Here is an 18,508-nt window from a genome sequence, read left to right on the forward strand (position 1 = left end):
GCCTTGCATACTGAGCCTACAGTGATGAGATCACTGAATAACAAACAATGGAATATGGAAGAAGGAATCGCTCCATGGCTTTTAAAAATATTGCAGATCAAACTAACGGTTTTTACATCCCTTGTGTATCTCTTTTTGGACCAGGCTGTGCAAAAGAAATCGGTGCGAAAGCACAGAATCTTGGTGCAAAAAAAGCACTGATCGTAACTGATCAAGGCTTATTTAAATTTGGTGTTGCAGACACCATTGCACAATATTTAAAAGATGCAGGCGTTGACAGCCACATTTTTCCAGGCGCAGAACCAAATCCAACTGACATCAATGTACATAATGGTGTACAAGCCTATAACGACAATAGCTGTGATTTTATTGTCTCTTTAGGTGGTGGTTCATCACACGATTGTGCAAAAGGGATTGGACTCGTCACGGCTGGCGGTGGTCATATCCGTGACTATGAAGGTATTGATAAAAGTACAGTACCAATGACCCCACTTATTGCGATTAATACGACTGCGGGTACTGCATCAGAAATGACCCGTTTCTGTATTATTACCAATACCGATACCCACGTAAAAATGGCAATTGTTGACTGGCGCTGCACTCCATTAATTGCAATCGATGACCCTAAACTCATGGTTGCAAAGCCAGCAGGTTTAACCGCTGCAACGGGAATGGATGCACTTACACATGCAGTTGAAGCTTATGTATCGACTGCAGCAAACCCAATCACCGATGCCTGTGCAGAAAAAGCCATTACCATGATTAGCCAATGGCTACGCCCTGCGGTTGCAAATGGTGAAAATATTGAAGCACGTGATGCAATGAGCTATGCACAATACCTCGCAGGTATGGCATTCAACAATGCATCTCTAGGTTATGTCCATGCCATGGCTCATCAATTAGGCGGATTCTATAATCTCCCTCATGGTGTATGTAATGCGGTATTGCTCCCTCATGTATGTGAGTTCAATCTAATTTCTTGCCAAGACCGTTATGCAAAAATTGCTGAACTTATGGGTGTAAATACTGAAGGGCTTACAGAAACTGAAGCGGCTTTTGCAGCCATTGACGCCATTCGGGAATTATCATCTTCAATCGGTATCCCATCTGGTTTAACTGAACTTGGTGTGAAAACTGAAGATCTTGCAATCATGGCTGAAAATGCTCAAAAAGATGCCTGTATGCTGACTAACCCTCGCAAAGCAACGCATGCCCAAGTTGTTGAGATTTTTAAAGCAGCATTGTAATCCACGCTTTTCCCGAGAAGTAAGCTGAATCTCTCCGACCGTTGGCTTACTTGATTTTGGGAATACCCCTCAAAAGGTATTCCCTTTTTTATTCCATTGAGCTTATCAACATCCATAATCGAATCAAATTTCAGCGAACTTGTGAATCATTTTTTCTAAATTAACCATGTCTTTGATAAGGTCAAACGCTGCTATATTGTTTAAAGGTTATGAACTAAATTAAGCGAATCATCTTATTTTTCAATTTGATTAGATGATATGCCTTTAGACAAATTTTTCTAATGCCAGCTAAATGACATCCCAAAAGATATCATCCATTGTTATTGAATAATAAAACAAAATTTTATTTTTTAGATCCGCTATAGTTATGACATATCTCTGAATTTGCTCAGCGATTGATGAGCAGGATGATCTAAAGGTAACAATTCAATTAATCTTTCAACGGCATCAATTGCTTCAGGGAAATGAGCTACATGTTTCAGTAATACATCAATTTCTTTGGTTTTAAAAATCATATCGCTGAGACGTGATTCAAGACAATCTCGCCATGCGCATAGGAAAGGACTTTCTGTTTTTGATAAGAAGATACCCTTATACAATTGTAATGCTGAGGCGATATAACCCGAATCAAGTGCCTGTTCCACATATAAAAAATCAGCTTCTACATTTGCAAGTAAGCGATAAGGTCTTGAGCCTAGCATTCCGCCCAAAATATCACGTAACTGTGACATCTCAGCCTTTAACGTTCCAACACTGACTTTACGCTCACCATAAAGCGCTTGATGTAAATTTTCTAAATTTAAACCATTCGGACAGAGCGCTAAAATTGCCAAAATTTCAATTTGACGCGGCGTTAAAACCAAAGATTTATTATTAAACATCACTTGCGGTGAAGTAAAAGCGCGGATATATAAACGCTGACGTTGCTGTTCAATCAGAGCGGTTTGAATAATAGATGCACAACGCTCAGCAGCCAATACACCGAGCGTATTGTGATTTTTCCAAGTTGTGGATAAATCCACGACACCTAACACTTGTTTGGAGTAGGGATCAATCACTGGCGCTGCATAACAAACCCAGTCATGCACGGATTCCATATAATGCTCATTTGAAAACACGCAACTAGATTGTTGAGTCTTTAAAGACAGCGCTAAGGCATTCGTCCCAACCTCTTCTTCTGCCCATTGACCGCCTGCAATAAAATGTACCTTTTCAGCGGCGCTTTGCATCTGCGTACTGGAAGCAGTCCAAATAATTGTACTCCCCACATCGCCAACCGCAATCACCATAGATGATTGTGCCGCAATATGACTGAGATCATTTGAACAAGCCTCTAATGCTAAATCTAAAGTCGTTTTTGCTTTGTTATGTTGTGCCAATAAAGGTGCAGCCAAGCGCTCTTTTGGAATAGCACAAGATGCTGAGCGTTGCCAAGAACTGGCAATACTTTGTCCTAACATTTCAGCACTTTGCGGCGACAAACTATTGTGTCGCTTAAGTTGATCAATTGATGTTCGTTGTTGTAATAGGTCTCGTTTTGTAAACATTTGTGTATCCCTTACTAATGACCACGTTTTCCAACCTTTCTCCAACCTTCCCAGTTATATCCTAATCAAATAGCGTACAAAAGTACCTTATACCAAAGCTGTAGATGCTTAACAGATCAATTATAAGCAAAGGAATATATATATGCGTTATGTCGATCCTAATCAACCTGATTCAAAGGTTCAATTCAAAGCTCAATACGAGAACTTTATTGGCGGTCAATGGGTAGCACCTATTAAAGGAGAATACTTCGATAATATCTCTCCTGTCGATGGCAAAGTATTTACAAAAGTACCGCGTTCGTCAGCTGAAGATATCGAACTCGCATTAGATGCAGCACACAAAGCCAAAGCTGAGTGGAATAAAAGCTCTCCGACAGTACGTTCAAATATTTTACTTAAAATCGCTGATAGACTAGAACAAAATCTAGAATATCTTGCCGTTGCAGAAACTTGGGATAATGGTAAGCCTGTTCGAGAAACACTTGCTGCCGATATTCCATTGGCAATTGACCACTTCCGCTATTTTGCTGGTTGTATCCGTGCACAGGAAGGTGGCATTTCAGAAATCGATGAAGATACAATTGCTTACCATTTCCACGAACCTTTAGGTGTCGTTGGACAAATTATTCCATGGAACTTCCCAATTCTCATGGCTGCATGGAAACTTGCTCCTGCACTAGCAGCAGGTAACTGTGTCGTATTAAAACCAGCAGAACAAACACCTGTAAGCATTCTACTTGTTTTAGAATTAATCCAAGATATTCTACCTGCTGGTGTATTAAACGTTGTGAATGGCTATGGTGTCGAAGTAGGCCGTCCACTTGCCACTAGTCCTCGTATTGCCAAAATTGCATTTACAGGTTCAACCCAAGTTGGACAGTTGATCATGCAATATGCAACTGAGAATATTATTCCAGTCACTTTAGAACTTGGTGGAAAATCTCCAAATATCTTCTTTGAAGATGTTATGGATCAAGAAGATGATTTTCTTGATAAAGCACTTGAAGGCTTTGCAATGTTCGCACTCAATCAAGGCGAGATTTGTACTTGTCCCTCTCGCGCATTAGTTCAAGAAAGTATTGCGGATAAGTTCTTAGAAAAAGCCATTGAGCGTGTGAAACGTATCAAAGTTGGACATCCACTTGATACTGAAACAATGGTTGGTGCACAAGCTTCACAAGAACAACAGGAAAAAATCCTACGTTGTATTAACATGGGTCGAGAAGAAGGTGCTGAACTTCTTACGGGTGGTGGTGCTAGACAAGAAGTGGGTGAAGGTTTCTATATCGAACCAACTGTCTTCAAAGGACACAACGCGATGCAGATCTTCCAAGAAGAAATTTTTGGACCAGTTCTATCTGTAACAACGTTCAAAGATTTTGATGAAGCCATCAAAATCGCAAATGACACCATCTATGGTTTAGGTGCTGGCGTTTGGGCTCGTTCTGCACATACTTCATACCGCGCTGGTCGAGCAGTTGAAGCAGGACGTGTTTGGACAAACTGTTACCACATCTATCCTGCTCATGCTGCTTTTGGTGGTTATAAAAAATCAGGCGTTGGTCGTGAAAACCACAGAATGATGTTAGATCACTATCAACAAACCAAGAATCTTTTAGTCAGCTACTCAACTAAACCTGCTGGATTCTTCTAAAACATGACTAGCGATATTTACCTATAAGCAAATATCCTAAATCAAATGAAAAGAGCAAGTACTACGGCACTTGCTCTTTTTTGTCATCTCTATTTGAAGTTCTTTACATTTTATAAACAGCCAAATCGTCATTTTCTAAAGTAAAAAAGACGAATCTCAACTCAAAGATTCTGAGTGTAGATTCGTCTGTTATGAAAGATTAGCTTATACAGTTAAGCTTTGTTTTTATAAAACATATAGTAGCTTGCATAGCAGGCGATGATAAATAGAACACAGCAGACAAAACCAACTTGCATTGAAGGATCTGCCACCATACTAATACAAGTAATGACACAGAAGGCCCCACCTAAAATTGGTGTCAACGGAAACAACGGTGCAGCAAATTTAAGGTCTTTTACGGTTTTACCAGACTTAATCCATTGTCTACGGAAGTTAAATTGGCTCACACAAATTGAGATCCAAACCACGACCATAGTAAAAGCAGCAACACCCAGTAAATTTTTAAAAATGGTTTCAGGCGCAAATTGTTCAGATAATAAACCAGGAATTGCACCAAACATGGTGACAATAATGGCAATAATTGGCGTACCTGAACGTGTCAATTTAGCAAACACTTTAGGAAGTTGATTCTGCGCTGACAATGACCACATCATTCGAGAAGCAGCAAATAAGCCTGAGTTAGCAGCCGATAAAAGTGCAGTAATAATCACAAAACGAATAATATCTTCTGCATATGGAATGCCGATGTAATTAAATACCGTTACAAATGGACTATTACTTACGCCTTCTGCATTGAGTCCTGCCATTTCATAAGGCAGTAATGCACAAATCACCACAATCGTACCAACAAAGAAAATCAATAAACGCCAAATTGCAGCATTAATTGCTTTCGGTACCGTTTTCGCAGGTTCTTCAGCTTCCCCTGCGGCAACCCCAATCAGTTCTGTACCAGAGAATGCAAAATTAACGATCAGCATTGTGGCAAAAATTGGGTAAATACCATTTGGGAACCAACCATGCTCGGTCAATTTACTAAACAGCGGTGCTGACTCATGACCATGATAGGAGATCAAGCCAAAAATAGCGGCTAGGCCCAATGCAATAAAACAGATAATGGTGAGAACTTTAACCAAAGATAGCCAAAATTCCGACTCAGCAAATAACCGAGTGGAACTCACATTCAGCGTAAAGACCAGTGCTGCAAATAATAAGGTCCATGTCCACATGGATATGGAAGGAAACCACTCCTGCATGAGTAAAGCTGCAGCTGTGAATTCAGTACCTAATGTTGCAGTCCACGTCAACCAATACAACCATGTGATCATATAGCCCGTGCCTGGTCCAATATAGGTTCTGGCATATTCACCAAATGAACCCGAAACTGGCATCTGTACTGCCAACTCACCTAAACACAGCATCACCATGTAGGCAATGATACCACCAAGCAGGTAAGAGAGAATCGCACCAATGGGACCTGCCTGTGAAATCACATCACCTGAGCCTAAAAATAAGCCCGTTCCAATTGCACCACCTAATGAAATCATCACCAAATGACGTTTCGTCATGGCACGTTTTAGCGGCTTACCCACTTCCATATTGTTAATCATACACGATCACTCCAACTATCTTTTTATGACAACCTGTCCTTGCTTTCCACTTCATAAAAATGAATATCCAATGGATATTTTTTCCGATCTTTTGTTTTCTACTGAACATCCATATTCAAACTCCATTTACGCCTATTCCGTATCACATCCATTTTTTAAAAGTCGATGTAGTGTATGCTACCCAATTTCCTTTAAAACCAGTCCAGCTCTCAAGCCCATCTTCACATTTGGATTTGGAAATAAAATCCAAACTTGTTGATTATCGACGACATAATTGCCTGCTTGCTGAGTTGCAATCACCTCACCTTTCTGAAAGGTCGAAAAATTAGGTGCATCAGCACTTAATTGCAATTGGAAATCGTCACTCTGCCTTAGAACGGAGTCCACCACCTTAAATTGGCGAATACTTGGCTTTTGTCTACATGGCAAAGCCTGCTCTGAAAGTACCGCACGTAAAACCTGATCCGTACTCGCAAATTCAGCTAAATCATTTTGACCAAACGGCTTTGCTTTGCCTAACTCCAAGGTACTACTCGCCGCTTGACATCGTTCAGCAGTAAAATGAGTAAAGGTTTTTCCAACCGCATTGTGATACACCAAAGCATCCAAATCCGCAGCATTCAAACTTTGAATCAGGAAGTCATCATAGGGCTGTGTTTGATAGGGAAATAATGCAAATACAGGCAGTAATGATGCACGAATTGCAGTGTGCATATCATAATGATAGCGCTGTGCTTCAAACTGACTTTGCTCAAAAAACTCTGAAGTAAACTGTTCTAATTGTGCTGCTCGATGCGTTTCATCATCTTGTGCTAACTGCTGATATGCACCACAAAACATTCGGTTCATATCATTTTCGAGATAACGAACACCTTGTCGAATTGCCTTAGGATTACCTAAAACAAAGAGTACACGCACCGCTAATTTTAAATGCTCAGCAAATAGGTCACTAATGATGCGAGACAATAATTCAATCGGTGCTGTTTCATTACCATGAATTCCAGCAGAAAGCACCATGGTTTTTCTATACGCTGTTTTAGGTGTACATTGCAGTAACCCTTCACCTAGCCATTGCCATGTAAACTCAACTGTTTCACCCTGCATTTGCTCGGGTTCCTGTTGCGCTAAAGTCAACGCGAGTAGATCAACCATGTACTTTCATCCTTAAAAGCCGTTCTTTGCTGTTTTATCTTTGGAAGTGATAAACCGAGCCTAAATTTAAAATCTTAGTGAGTTCATCTAGCGCAGTACGGCTCTCAATCAATAAACTTGGATCAGCCAAATCATCCTGCGTTAACTCATCACGATAATGCTGATCCACCCACTGATTCAGTGTTTTGAACAAAGCATCATTCATGAACAAGTTTGGATTGACTGCATTCAGCTCAGCGTCGTTTACAGCAACACGAAGTCTTAAACATGCAGGTCCGCCGCCATTCCGCATACTTTCACGCAGATCAAATACTTTAATGTCGTCAATTGGTGTTCCCATTTGAATCATGTCATTTAAGTAACTCCAAACGGCTGAGTTCTGACGAGATTCTTCTGGTACAACAATGCTCATGCCACCATCAGCACGGGTTAAGATTTGACTATTGAATAAATAAGTTGAAACAGCATCTTCAACCTTCACTCGACTTTCAGGCACTTCAATCGAAACAAACTCTTGTTCAATTTCGGCCATCTTGTGACGAATTTCATCTAAGGCTGCAGCTTGATTTAAAAAAGCATGTTGGTGATGGAACAACACCTGTTGGTTACTCACGGCGATCACATCATTATGAAATACGCCTTGATCAATCACGTCAGGATTTTGCTGAATAAATACAGTACGCTTTGCATCTAACCGATGTAAACGCGCAATCGCTTCACTCGCCTCACGTGTTTGACGTGCAGGGAATTTTTGTGGTGCAACCGTACCACCAAGTTGTTGTTGACCGTAAACAAAAACTTGCACGCCAGCCTGATCATAAGCACCACCTAGACGATTATGATTGGCTGCACCTTCATCGCCAAATAAAGCAGCTTCTGGCAATGCTTCGTGATGCGCGAAATATACATCATTCTTGAACATCGCTTGAAGAATACGAGTCGTTGTATGATGCTCAATTGATCGATGGAACTTATTATTTAGGTTTGCAGCAGTAAAATGCATCCGCCCGTCAGCACTGTCAGCCGATGGTGATACCGTACACGAGTTCGCGGTCCACATTGATGAAGCTGAACTCAATGATGATAACAACGCAGGTGCCGTACGCATAGCTTGAGCAATTACATCAATATCACTACCCGTAAAGCCTAAACGACGCAGTGTTGGTACATGCGGACGCTCTTGTGGTGCAAACACGCCTTGTTTAAGCCCTAAGTCTGCAAGGGCTTTCATTTTCTTCAAGCCTTGTTTTGCCGCAAGCTTAGGATTTGATGCATTATTACGGTTTTTAGTTGAAGCCACATTACCAAATGATAAGCCCGCATAATGATGCGTAGGACCAACTAAACCATCAAAATTGATTTCATAACCAGACATTTTATTCTCCATGTGTCCCGATGCGATCCGTCTTAGAGCACAATGCCCGGTGATAATTTTGCAGGAAGCGTCACGTTATCACTTTCCAATGATGCCATTGGCCAAGCACTATAATCTGCTGCATAAAAGGCACTCGCTCGGTGATTACCAGAAGCACCTACTCCACCAAACGGTGCTGCACTTGAAGCACCAGTCAATGGTTTATTCCAATTCACAATACCCGCACGTGCTTCAATCAACACACGATCAAATAAATCGCGATCAGGTGAAACCAAACCAACCGCCAAACCAAAGCGAGTGTTATTGGCGATGCTTAATGCTTCATCAAAAGTGTTATAGCGATAAATCGTCGTCAATGGACCGAAGTATTCATCATCAGGAATACCATCCACCTGTGTTAAATCTAAAATACCTGCGGTCAACAATGAACTGTCTGCTTGTGGACGTGTCATTTCTAATAATGGTTTTGCGCCTAAAGCAATCAGTTTAGTTTGTGCTACTAACATTTGTTCAGCAGCACGAGAAGAAATCACACCACCCATAAATGGTTGTGGTTCAGCATTCCACTCACCAACAACTAGATTCTTCGCGACTTCCACAAAACGTTGAATGAAGGCATCACCATTTACACCCTGCTTGACAATGATTCGGCGTGCACAAGTACAACGTTGTCCTGCCGAAACAAAAGCGGATTGAATAGCTAAATTCACGACCGCATCAATATCTGTTACTTCGTCAATGATGAGGGCATTATTGCCACCCATTTCCAAAGCAAGGATTTTTTCAGGCGCGCCTGCCATTTGCTTATGCAAGTGATAACCTGTATTCGCACTACCTGTGAACAACAAACCATCAATTTGTTCAGCCGCAGCAAGTGCCTCACCTGTACTACGCCCACCTTGTACGATATTCAATACGCCATTCGGCAAACCTGCTTGCTGCCATAACTTTGCCGTTTCTTCCGCAGTCCAAGGGGTAAGTTCACTTGGTTTAAACACTACGGTATTGCCTGCAATCAATGCAGGAACAATATGACCATTTGGCAAATGACCTGGGAAGTTATATGGACCAAATACAGCCAAAACACCATGTGGACGATGACGTAGTGAAGCAATACCATCTGGCATTCTAGTTTCACTGAAACCCGTACGTTGATCATAAGCACGAATTGAAATCGCGACTTTGCCAACCATCGATTGCACTTCGGTCAATGTTTCCCAAAGTGGTTTACTGGTTTCTTGACTAATCACTTGAGCCAATTCATTTTTATTCTGCTCAAGTAGACTCGCAAAACGTTCAATAATTGCGATACGATCTTCTAACGGCATACGTGCCCAAGCAGGAAATGCCTGACGAGCAGCAAGACATGCCTGCTCAACATCAGCTTGGCTGGCTTCATGACCTGCCCAAATTTGCTGATTGTTAACAGGGTTGGTTTTACTGAATGCGGTTCCTTGTCCTTGGATCCAAGCACCATCAATTAATAATGCACCTTGTGACATTAGTTCTTCTCCATTTTTTCTAATGCTAAAACGCGTACTTGATCGTGTTCAGCAATATTCAGTGCTTGTGCTTGTGCTGCTGTCATGTACAAAGTGTCACTTTCAGTGATTTTGTTATTGATCAACAACACGCAATAATCTTGGTATTGGTCATTCGCAACCAAAAAATGAGTTTCTGTCGTTTCAACTTGCTCAGTGATTTGAACGTTGAGCAAACGACTCTCTTTGACTGCACGTAGTTCAGCGGTATTGGCTTCCAGTGTTGGTCCTGCATCAAAAATATCCACATAACCCTGATATTTAAGCCCTTCTGACATCAGCACTTTCGCCGCAGGCAATGTGTGCGGATGTACTTCAGCAATCACAGCACGCGCTTCTGAGGTCAGCAAATCAACATAGACTGGAAATCTCGGCATGAGTTCTGCGATAAACGCTTTTTGTCCTACACCACTTAAATAATCCGCAGCTGCAAAATCCATATCAAAAAATAGATAACCGAGCGAATCCCAAAATGGCGAATGTCCATTTTGATCTGAAAAACCACGCATCTCAGCAATCAATCTTTCTTCAAAGAAAGAACGAAACGCTGCAATAAACAGAAAACGTACTTTTGATAAAAACTTACCGTTTTGGTTTTTGCGGTATTCAGGATCAAGGAACAAAGTGCAGAGTTCACTGCAACCAGTATGATCATTACTTAAAAAAAGAGTATCTAAAGTCTTATACACATTTAAGGCTTTAGAGGCATGCACCTGTTTTGCTACACGGAAGTTGTAAAATGGTTCTTTTAACCCCACTGCAACTTCAATCGCACTCACACCCACAATTTTGTGAATACTGGTATCTTCTAAAACAAACAAATAACTTGCCTCACACTTTTCGGTTAAGCCCGCTAAAGTGTGAGTCGTACGTGTAATACGTTCAGCTAAGATTTCTTTGTTTTCTGGTAAGGAGGTCAAGCCAATGCCCGACTCTCCTGCTCTTTGCGCTAAACGATAAATATCATCTAAGTCCCGATGCGCTGCATGTCTAACAATCATCATGGTTAGATGCTCACAACAAGATTTAGAGGCGTGCTAAGGCACGAGCAAAACGATTTAAACCTTCGTCAATATCTTCCATTGGAATAATCAGTGAAGGGGTAAAACGTACGACATCAGTACCTGCAACCAACGCCAACAAGCCTTCTTCACCCGCTAAGGTCACGATATTTTTTGCTTTGCCTGCATATTCATCTTTCAGAACGCAACCAATTAATAGACCTTGACCGCGGATTTCTTTGAATAAACCATATTCAGCATTGATTTTATGCAAAGCATCGATGAAATATTGATGACGTTTTTTAACACCGTCTAAAACTTCTGGTGTATTGATGAATTCAAACACCGCACCTGCCACTGCACAAGCCAATGGGTTACCACCATAAGTCGTACCGTGATCACCCACCGCATACATGTTGGCATAATGATCTGTAGTAATCATTGCGCCGATTGGGAAACCACCACCTAAGGCTTTTGCTGTCGTTAAAATATCTGGAGTTACGCCTGTATTCATGTAGGCATAAAGTGAACCTGTACGGCCAACGCCTGTTTGTACTTCATCAAAAATCAGCACAGCGCCTTTTTCATCGCACAACGCACGTAAGCCTTTCAAAAATTCGATGTCAGCGGGTAACACACCACCTTCGCCTTGGATCGGTTCTACAATCACCGCACAGGTATTTTCAGTAATAATAGCTTTAGCAGCATCTAAATCATTAAATGCCGTATGCTCGATTCCACCCGGTAAAGGTGCAAAATCTTGAGAATATTTAGGTTGTCCACCCGCTGTTACAGTAAACAAAGTTCGACCGTGGAATGCATTTTTAAATGCAACAATATGATTTTTATTTGGATTACCACTGAGTAAACCAACTTTACGTGCCAGTTTTAATGCTGCTTCGTTCGCTTCTGCACCAGAATTACAGAAAAATACTTTGTCAGCGAATGTACTTTCAACCAATTGTTTTGCAAGGCGTAATACTGGCTCGTTGGTATAACCATTACCAATGTGCCAAAGTTTTTGAGCTTGTTCTGTTAAAGCATTTACCGCAACTGGATGGGCATGACCTAAAGCATTAACCGCAATACCACCTGCAAAATCGATATATTCTTTATCGTTTTGATCCCAAATACGAGAACCTTCACCACGAACCAAAATGAAATTTGCTGGAGCAAAAACAGGCACCATCCAATCATTAAAATTGTTACGTGTAATTGCGACTTCGCTCATTTTATTTACTCACTTCCTGTTTTGATATGCAGGCTCATTGAATATTCAATGAGCCGTTTGCTTTAACTTTATGGATGGTTTATCCCGGGAAAATACCACGCTCTTTACGAGCTTTGAGGATACGTTCACACGCTAAAATATAAGCTGCTGTACGCAAGCTACATTGCTTTTGCGCTGCGGTATTCCACACATCACTCATGGCTTGAATCATCAGCTTGTCAAGACGTTCATTAATTTCGTCTTCGCTCCAGAAATAACTCGCCATATCTTGAACCCATTCAAAATAACTGACGGTTACACCACCTGCGTTACAAATTACGTCAGGAACTACAGTAATGTTACGGCTAACGAATACATCATCTGCTTCTGGATAAGTTGGTCCGTTTGCACCTTCAAGCACAATTTTCGCTTTGAGTTTTTGTGCACGTTCAACAGTAATCTGACCTTCTAATGCTGCTGGAATCAGAATATCCATATCGACATCCCAGAATTCTTCATCCGAGATCACAGTCGCTTCAGCAAAACCTTTCACGCCACCCTGTTCAGCAACATGCTTTTGTAATGCTTTTACGTTAAAACCTTCAGCATTAAAAATTGTGCCTGTGTGATCTTGCACAGCAACAATTTTTGCACCTGCCTGATTAAACAAGTAAGCAGCTTCATTACCTACGTTACCAAAGCCTTGAACGGCAACTTTGCTGCCTTCGATAGGTAATTTGATACGCTCTGCAACTTGCATACCTGTAACAAATACGCCACGACCTGTTGCACGAACACGGCCGAGTGAACCACCTAAATGCACAGGTTTTCCAGTTACAACACCCGTAACCGTGTGACCTTTAATACTTGAATAAGTATCCATCATCCAGCCCATGATATTGGCATTAGTACCAACATCAGGTGCAGGAATATCAATTTGTGGGCCGATAATTGGGCTAATTTCACTGGTAAAACGACGAGTTAAACGCTCTAATTCACGTGTTGAAAGTTCTTTTGGGTTGACACGAACACCACCTTTTGCTCCGCCAAATGGGAGATTAAGCACCGCAGTTTTAATGGTCATCCATGCTGATAAGGCCATGACCTCATTCAACTCAACATCTTGGTGATAACGAATACCACCCTTTCCAGGACCACGAGAGAGATTGTGCTGTACGCGATAGCCTTCAAAATGACGAATTGTGCCATCATCCATCACGATTGGCACATCAACAATTAGCGTACGTTTTGGTGTTTTCAGTGTGTTGACAAAGTTGCTGAGGTCGGCATCCAAATAAGGTGCTACACGATCTACTTGAGTGAGAAAGGTTTGCCAAGCACTACCATTTTGAGCCGCATATGATAAAGACATCATCTTTTCCTTAATTAATCAATTGTCCCTGTTATGTACAGATTCCCTTACTGCAAAGGTTTCCGCTTACCCCATCGTTCCGTGTCAACATAGATCTCTTGATTCATTCGAAAAAAATGTTTGGGGCTTCGTATATTGATTATTATTAAGAATCAAATTGATTCACAAAATTCGTTATAATGATTAAAATGAATTAATTTTTATCAATTTGCTAATAGTAAGTATCAAAATGAACAATATTGATCATATTATCTTAGGTTTACTCAAAGATAATGCCCGGATCTCAATTACAGATCTGGCCGCAAAAACACGTGTATCAAGAGCAACGGTACAAAAGCGAATTGAATATATGGAATCGACGGGCATCATCACGGGATATACTGTACGCTTCCGCCCAAATGTGGAAAAAAATATTATCCGTGCTTGGATGAATATCATGGTGGAAGGAACCAAAGCGCAAGCGGTTATTCGTGAATTACGCTTAGAATCAGCCGTTGAACGTCTGCATACTACAAACGGAAAATGGGATATTTTGGTTGAATTACAGTCCGACAGTTTAGAAAATTTTGACAAGGCACTCGAACGAATTCGAAATATTTCTGGTATTTATAATAGTGAAACCAGCATTTTACTTTCTACATATAAAACATAATGATAGACGATGATTCACATTAAAATGAATCCACTAGGATGCTCACACAAATTAAATGAGCATCCTTAGATTGCAGAATATTTTAACTTTTTTTCAAAGTTTTTTGGGTTAAAAAATCTAATGCTTGAGAATAATGAGTTGGTGTAATCCGCTGAATCAAATCTAAAATTTTGGCATCATTCCCAATCAATACCCGAGCTTTGTCATGTTTGACCGCCTCTAAAATGATTTTTGCAGCTTCTTCTGGTGGGGTTTTCAGGACTTTATTAAATGATCGACTAGCCTTTGCTGGATTCATACCCAAAGAACGGATACTGTCACTCATACGAGCACTATTAGCGATATTGGTTCGTATACCACCTGGATGTACACAAGTCGCACTGACACCATTATTTTGCATATTTAATTCTTGACGTAATGATTCGGTAAAACCACGCACAGCAAACTTTGTTGCGTTATAAGCACTTTGAGAAGGTTGAGCAGTGAGTCCAAATAAACTAGAAATATTAATGATATGCCCTTCACCACTTTGCTTTAAATAAGGCAAAAACTCTTTTGTGCCGTAGACAACACCCCAAAAATTAATATTAAAAATCCATTCCATTTCTTCATAGCTCATACCTTCTACGGTGCTTGCTAATGCAACGCCAGCATTGTTAAAAATCAAATTGATTTTGCCATGATCTTTGAAACTATTCTCCGCCCATTCACGTACAGCTTGCTGATGAGAAACATCTAATTTGGTTAAAGTGACTTTCACAGGATACTGTTTTACTAAAGATAATGTTTCAGCTAAACCTTGATCATTCACATCGCTCAAAGCTAAATCAGCGCCTTGCTGTGCTAATAAAATTGCAAGTTGTTGACCGATTCCAGAACCTGCACCCGTAATTGCAGCAACCTTTTGATTAAAACTTTTCATATGATGACTCTAATTTAATTGATAAAAATTGGCAGCGTTTTGTCTAAAAATGGAATACATCGCTTGATCACCATAAGGTGTGATCATTTCAATATAAGCTTGGATCAAATCGCTTAGCGTTGTATTAGCTTTATCCATAGGAAAATTTGAAGCAAAAATGATTCGATCTGGGCCAAATACCTGTATTGCATGTTGAATCAATGGTGTTAATAAATTCACCATTTCATAGACGGTTGCAGTACGGTATTGTTGATAAAATCGGTGTCCTAACACGGGCATCATCAGCCCTGAAATCTTGGCATAAACATTTTTCTGCTCAGCCAGAACTGCCAAATCACGCTGCCATTGCTGGAAAATGGCGGCACGTTGTGAAGGTGTTTGACCAGTTTTTTTGCCAATAGGGCCAAAAAGTCCTGCGGGTGTTGCTAAATGATCAACGACTATAGGTGTTTGAGGAAATTGTTTCGCTAATTTTGTAATTTCTGAAATTTGTGTTGAATAAGTCCACGCATCAAAAGATAAATCCATTTTGGCAAGTTGTTCAAAGCCTTTAAGGAATTTTTTAGACTGATATAAATGTGCTTGATCACACCAACGAAAAATACCAGAATCCTCATGCCAAGAAGCCATTTTACGAATCCCCCTAAATAGAGGGCTGGCATCTTGATGTGCTTTTAAAATCTGTTTAAATTTTCGATCTCGCGGATCAGCAGTGGCAATAATTGCACCTAGCTTTAAATTTTGGTCTTTAAAATTTAATTGTTGAATCCATTTGGTTTCTTCGACAACACCAAAGCCTTTATGATGATGCCAATTTGCTTCGACATGTACTACGCTTTCAATCCTATGATGTCCCATATCTTCATGATAATTTTGAGGGAGATAAGGACTCAACGCATATTTAGTTAATCCTAGCGTGTCTAAAAGTGGCTTCGGTTTAACGACTCGAATAACTTTATTCATCACACGGGGATAATTCCCCAAAGCTTTAACCAACAAGGCAGCAGAATGTGGAGTATGATATGGATCCCATTGATGGATATGCGGATCTATAATTGCAAAATCGAGTTTTCTCATTCCAACACTCTTTATTCTTTCAAATGATGAAGATGTGATGATCATCGTCCCAAGTCATCATTTATGTAATTTTTTAAATACGGCTTATTTTTAGAGTACAGAACAAAAATCTATGAATAAAATGATTTATTCTAATGAAGAGCTATGAATATTATTCATTGTTTTGAATGGCTGGATGAATATAATCCAAGCCGCATCCAGTAGATGTGATCATTGTAGCGAAACAGATTACCAAGCTTAAATTTGCTGTATTAAATGAATAGCTAAACAGTGCTATAAATCAGACTTGAAGCTGATTTTAAAGAAAATATTCCCAAATAATATAGCCTAAACCAAAACCGATAAAAGCATAGAGTGTGATAATAAAAAATACGAAACTCGCATTATTTTTCTTTTTTAAAAAACTCATATTTAGCCCATTCATATCAACCTCGTTATACTTTGAATGAATACAGATGATAAAGGTAGATACAGATTTTATAAAAAAAATATAACAGATAGTTGTATGAGAGTAATAATAAGCTAAAAACCTGAAAGATCATTCAAGATCATTCAAGATCAGTCAGGTTTTGTTCTGTTCTAGATTACTGAATTACATTTACATTTCATCAATCAGACTAGATCTGGCTCAATTAAAAAGTAACTCGGCGATAATTTCGATATTCAGGTGTCCAAAAATTATCTTCAATCACATTTTTCAGCACATCATTGCTCATGGGTACTGCTAATCCATCTGCCATCGCAGCTTTTGCAACTTTAAAAGCAATGAATTTGGAGACTTGATGAATGTCATTAATATTTGGCAAAAGCTCTGCAGCTGGATTTTTTAAACGCGGTGAGCAATCTGCCAATGCTGTGCTTGCAGCCATCAACATTGCATCACTAATATGATTTGCACCACATGCAATCACACCCAAGCCTATTCCTGGGAAAATATAAGAATTATTACACTGAGCAATCGTATAAGTTTTACCTTGGAAATATACTGGTGCGAAAGGACTACCTGTCGCAACGATTGCAGCACCTTGCGTCCATTCAATAATATCTTTTGGCTGAGCTTCTACTTGAGAAGTCGGATTTGATAATGGCAAAACAATCGGATGCTTATAATATTTAGCCAAAGTTTTAATCACTTCTTCACTAAATAAACCTGCTTGCCCTGATACACCAATCAGAATACTAGGTTTAGCATTTTTTACGACATCAAGTAGCGCAATCTCTTGTCCTGAATACTCCCATTCTGAAATTGCATTCACAGGTGTTGCGAGTTTTTGTTGAAAGTCGAGTAAATTAGGCTGTTGATCAGTCATTAAACCGAAGCGATCAACCATGAAAATACGTGAACGGGCTTCATGATCGCTCAGACCTTCATCCATCATTTGTCTAACGATATGCTCAGCAATACCACATCCTGCTGAACCAGCACCAACAAAAGTAATGGTTTGATCTTTAAGTTGTTTACCAAGTGCTCTTGATGCAGCAATTAGACTGGCAACTGTAACTGCTGCAGTTCCTTGAATGTCATCATTAAAGCAGCAAATTTTATCTCGATACTGAGTCAACAATGGCATCGCATTAATTTGGGCAAAATCTTCAAACTGTATCAACACATTCGGCCAACGTTCACGCACAGCAGAAATAATCTGTTCGACAAATTGGTAATATTGCTCCCCTCTGATTCGAGGTTGCTTCAATCCCATGTAAATTGGATCGTTGAGTAATTCTTGATTATTTGTACCAACATCTATCGTAATCGGTAAGGTATAAGCGGGACTAATACCTCCACATGCTGTATATAGAGATAATTTTCCAATTGGAATTCCCATACCGCCAATACCCTGATCACCTAAACCAAGGATGCGCTCACCATCGGTAATAACAATCACTTTGACATTTTTCTTATTCACATTATGAATAATTTGATCGATGTATTGACGTTCAGCATATGAGATGAAAATCCCACGATGACGACGATAAATATCAGAAAAACGCTGGCAAGCTTCGCCGACGGTTGGTGTATAAATAATGGGTAGCATTTCATCTAAATGCTGACTCAATAAATTATAAAAAAGTGCTCTGTACACGACAAAAAAAGATAACTCATTGAAATAATGGCATAATACTTGTTTTCTGACGACGAATATGATGACA

General features: G+C 40.0%; 15 protein-coding genes. 3 read left to right on the forward strand and 12 right to left on the reverse strand.

From position 1 onward, the window contains the following. Positions 1 to 74 precede the first annotated feature (74 nt). Positions 75 to 1,247: an iron-dependent methanol dehydrogenase gene (gene mdh, locus CDG56_RS02680; RefSeq protein ID WP_005161441.1), complete on the forward strand. Its 1,173-nt coding sequence runs from the start codon at positions 75 to 77 to the stop codon at positions 1,245 to 1,247. A 365-nt stretch (positions 1,248 to 1,612) separates the two neighbouring features. Here the strand turns inward: mdh and CDG56_RS02685 are convergent, their stop codons facing one another. After that, positions 1,613 to 2,794, reverse strand: a complete 1,182-nt coding sequence (locus CDG56_RS02685) for a transcriptional regulator (RefSeq protein WP_087546858.1) — start codon at positions 2,792 to 2,794, stop codon at positions 1,613 to 1,615. A 142-nt stretch (positions 2,795 to 2,936) separates the two neighbouring features. Between CDG56_RS02685 and CDG56_RS02690 the strand changes: the two genes are divergently transcribed. Beyond that, the gene (locus tag CDG56_RS02690) at positions 2,937 to 4,448 is read left to right on the forward strand and encodes an aldehyde dehydrogenase family protein (protein ID WP_087546859.1); all 1,512 of its coding nucleotides are present in this window, start codon (positions 2,937 to 2,939) and stop codon (positions 4,446 to 4,448) included. A gap of 212 nt (positions 4,449 to 4,660) precedes the next feature. On the opposite strand, the gene CDG56_RS02695 is transcribed toward CDG56_RS02690, so the two are convergent. The 7 genes from CDG56_RS02695 to CDG56_RS02725 all read right to left on the reverse strand — a co-directional run bounded on the left by CDG56_RS02695 (position 4,661) and on the right by CDG56_RS02725 (position 13,709). Continuing rightward, positions 4,661 to 6,055: an amino acid permease gene (locus tag CDG56_RS02695; protein WP_005161448.1), complete on the reverse strand. Its 1,395-nt coding sequence runs from the start codon at positions 6,053 to 6,055 to the stop codon at positions 4,661 to 4,663. Between the two features lie 177 nt (positions 6,056 to 6,232). Then, positions 6,233 to 7,207 (reverse strand): succinylglutamate desuccinylase, encoded by a 975-nt coding sequence (astE, locus tag CDG56_RS02700; RefSeq protein WP_087546860.1) that lies wholly within the window; start codon positions 7,205 to 7,207, stop codon positions 6,233 to 6,235. 34 nt (positions 7,208 to 7,241) lie between these two features. After that, the gene (gene astB, locus CDG56_RS02705; RefSeq protein ID WP_087546861.1) at positions 7,242 to 8,582 is read right to left on the reverse strand and encodes an N-succinylarginine dihydrolase; all 1,341 of its coding nucleotides are present in this window, start codon (positions 8,580 to 8,582) and stop codon (positions 7,242 to 7,244) included. Positions 8,583 to 8,614: 32 nt separating this feature from the next. Then, positions 8,615 to 10,084, reverse strand: coding sequence for a succinylglutamate-semialdehyde dehydrogenase (gene astD / locus CDG56_RS02710; protein WP_087546862.1), 1,470 nt, complete (start codon positions 10,082 to 10,084; stop codon positions 8,615 to 8,617). After that, positions 10,084 to 11,127 carry an arginine N-succinyltransferase gene (gene astA / locus CDG56_RS02715; RefSeq protein ID WP_087546863.1) on the reverse strand — a complete coding sequence of 348 codons (1,044 nt, stop codon included), beginning with the start codon at positions 11,125 to 11,127 and terminating at the stop codon, positions 10,084 to 10,086. Before astA ends, astD begins: the two co-directional genes overlap by 1 nt. Before the next feature lie 22 nt (positions 11,128 to 11,149). Further along, complete coding sequence (locus CDG56_RS02720; RefSeq protein ID WP_087543387.1) at positions 11,150 to 12,355, reverse strand: aspartate aminotransferase family protein; 1,206 nt, start codon at positions 12,353 to 12,355, stop codon at positions 11,150 to 11,152. A gap of 79 nt (positions 12,356 to 12,434) precedes the next feature. Beyond that, positions 12,435 to 13,709: a Glu/Leu/Phe/Val family dehydrogenase gene (locus CDG56_RS02725; RefSeq protein WP_087546864.1), complete on the reverse strand. Its 1,275-nt coding sequence runs from the start codon at positions 13,707 to 13,709 to the stop codon at positions 12,435 to 12,437. 226 nt (positions 13,710 to 13,935) lie between these two features. Between CDG56_RS02725 and CDG56_RS02730 the strand changes: the two genes are divergently transcribed. Continuing rightward, entirely contained in the window at positions 13,936 to 14,358 is a 423-nt protein-coding gene (locus CDG56_RS02730; protein WP_004660976.1) for an Lrp/AsnC family transcriptional regulator, read from the forward strand. An 82-nt stretch (positions 14,359 to 14,440) separates the two neighbouring features. Here CDG56_RS02730 and CDG56_RS02735 read toward each other — a convergent pair whose 3' ends face one another. The 4 genes from CDG56_RS02735 to CDG56_RS02750 form a co-directional block, all read right to left on the reverse strand. Next, positions 14,441 to 15,280: an SDR family NAD(P)-dependent oxidoreductase gene (locus tag CDG56_RS02735; RefSeq protein ID WP_087546865.1), complete on the reverse strand. Its 840-nt coding sequence runs from the start codon at positions 15,278 to 15,280 to the stop codon at positions 14,441 to 14,443. 9 nt (positions 15,281 to 15,289) lie between these two features. Continuing rightward, positions 15,290 to 16,357 carry an amidohydrolase family protein gene (locus CDG56_RS02740; protein WP_087546866.1) on the reverse strand — a complete coding sequence of 356 codons (1,068 nt, stop codon included), beginning with the start codon at positions 16,355 to 16,357 and terminating at the stop codon, positions 15,290 to 15,292. Positions 16,358 to 16,655: 298 nt separating this feature from the next. Further along, on the reverse strand, positions 16,656 to 16,766 hold the full coding sequence (locus CDG56_RS02745) for a hypothetical protein (RefSeq protein ID WP_087543379.1): 111 nt from the start codon (positions 16,764 to 16,766) through the stop codon (positions 16,656 to 16,658). A 223-nt stretch (positions 16,767 to 16,989) separates the two neighbouring features. After that, a partial coding sequence (locus CDG56_RS02750) for an NAD-dependent malic enzyme (RefSeq protein WP_227519040.1) occupies positions 16,990 to 18,508 on the reverse strand: 1,519 nt, incomplete at its 5' end.

It is taken from the genome of Acinetobacter sp. WCHA39, assembly GCF_002165385.1.
Taxonomy (GTDB): domain Bacteria; phylum Pseudomonadota; class Gammaproteobacteria; order Pseudomonadales; family Moraxellaceae; genus Acinetobacter.

Coding starts and splice junctions, on each gene's coding strand:
- CDG56_RS02685 (WP_087546858.1), bottom strand. CDS start 2,794: ATGTTTACAAAACGAGACCTATTACAACAACGAACATCAATTGATCAA.
- CDG56_RS02720 (WP_087543387.1), bottom strand. CDS start 12,355: ATGAGCGAAGTCGCAATTACACGTAACAATTTTAATGATTGGATGGTG.
- CDG56_RS02725 (WP_087546864.1), bottom strand. CDS start 13,709: ATGATGTCTTTATCATATGCGGCTCAAAATGGTAGTGCTTGGCAAACC.
- astA (WP_087546863.1), bottom strand. CDS start 11,127: ATGATGATTGTTAGACATGCAGCGCATCGGGACTTAGATGATATTTAT.
- mdh (WP_005161441.1), top strand. CDS start 75: ATGGCTTTTAAAAATATTGCAGATCAAACTAACGGTTTTTACATCCCT.
- CDG56_RS02740 (WP_087546866.1), bottom strand. CDS start 16,357: ATGAGAAAACTCGATTTTGCAATTATAGATCCGCATATCCATCAATGG.
- CDG56_RS02735 (WP_087546865.1), bottom strand. CDS start 15,280: ATGAAAAGTTTTAATCAAAAGGTTGCTGCAATTACGGGTGCAGGTTCT.
- CDG56_RS02730 (WP_004660976.1), top strand. CDS start 13,936: ATGAACAATATTGATCATATTATCTTAGGTTTACTCAAAGATAATGCC.
- CDG56_RS02695 (WP_005161448.1), bottom strand. CDS start 6,055: ATGATTAACAATATGGAAGTGGGTAAGCCGCTAAAACGTGCCATGACG.
- astB (WP_087546861.1), bottom strand. CDS start 8,582: ATGTCTGGTTATGAAATCAATTTTGATGGTTTAGTTGGTCCTACGCAT.
- CDG56_RS02690 (WP_087546859.1), top strand. CDS start 2,937: ATGCGTTATGTCGATCCTAATCAACCTGATTCAAAGGTTCAATTCAAA.
- astE (WP_087546860.1), bottom strand. CDS start 7,207: ATGGTTGATCTACTCGCGTTGACTTTAGCGCAACAGGAACCCGAGCAA.
- astD (WP_087546862.1), bottom strand. CDS start 10,084: ATGTCACAAGGTGCATTATTAATTGATGGTGCTTGGATCCAAGGACAA.
- CDG56_RS02745 (WP_087543379.1), bottom strand. CDS start 16,766: ATGAGTTTTTTAAAAAAGAAAAATAATGCGAGTTTCGTATTTTTTATT.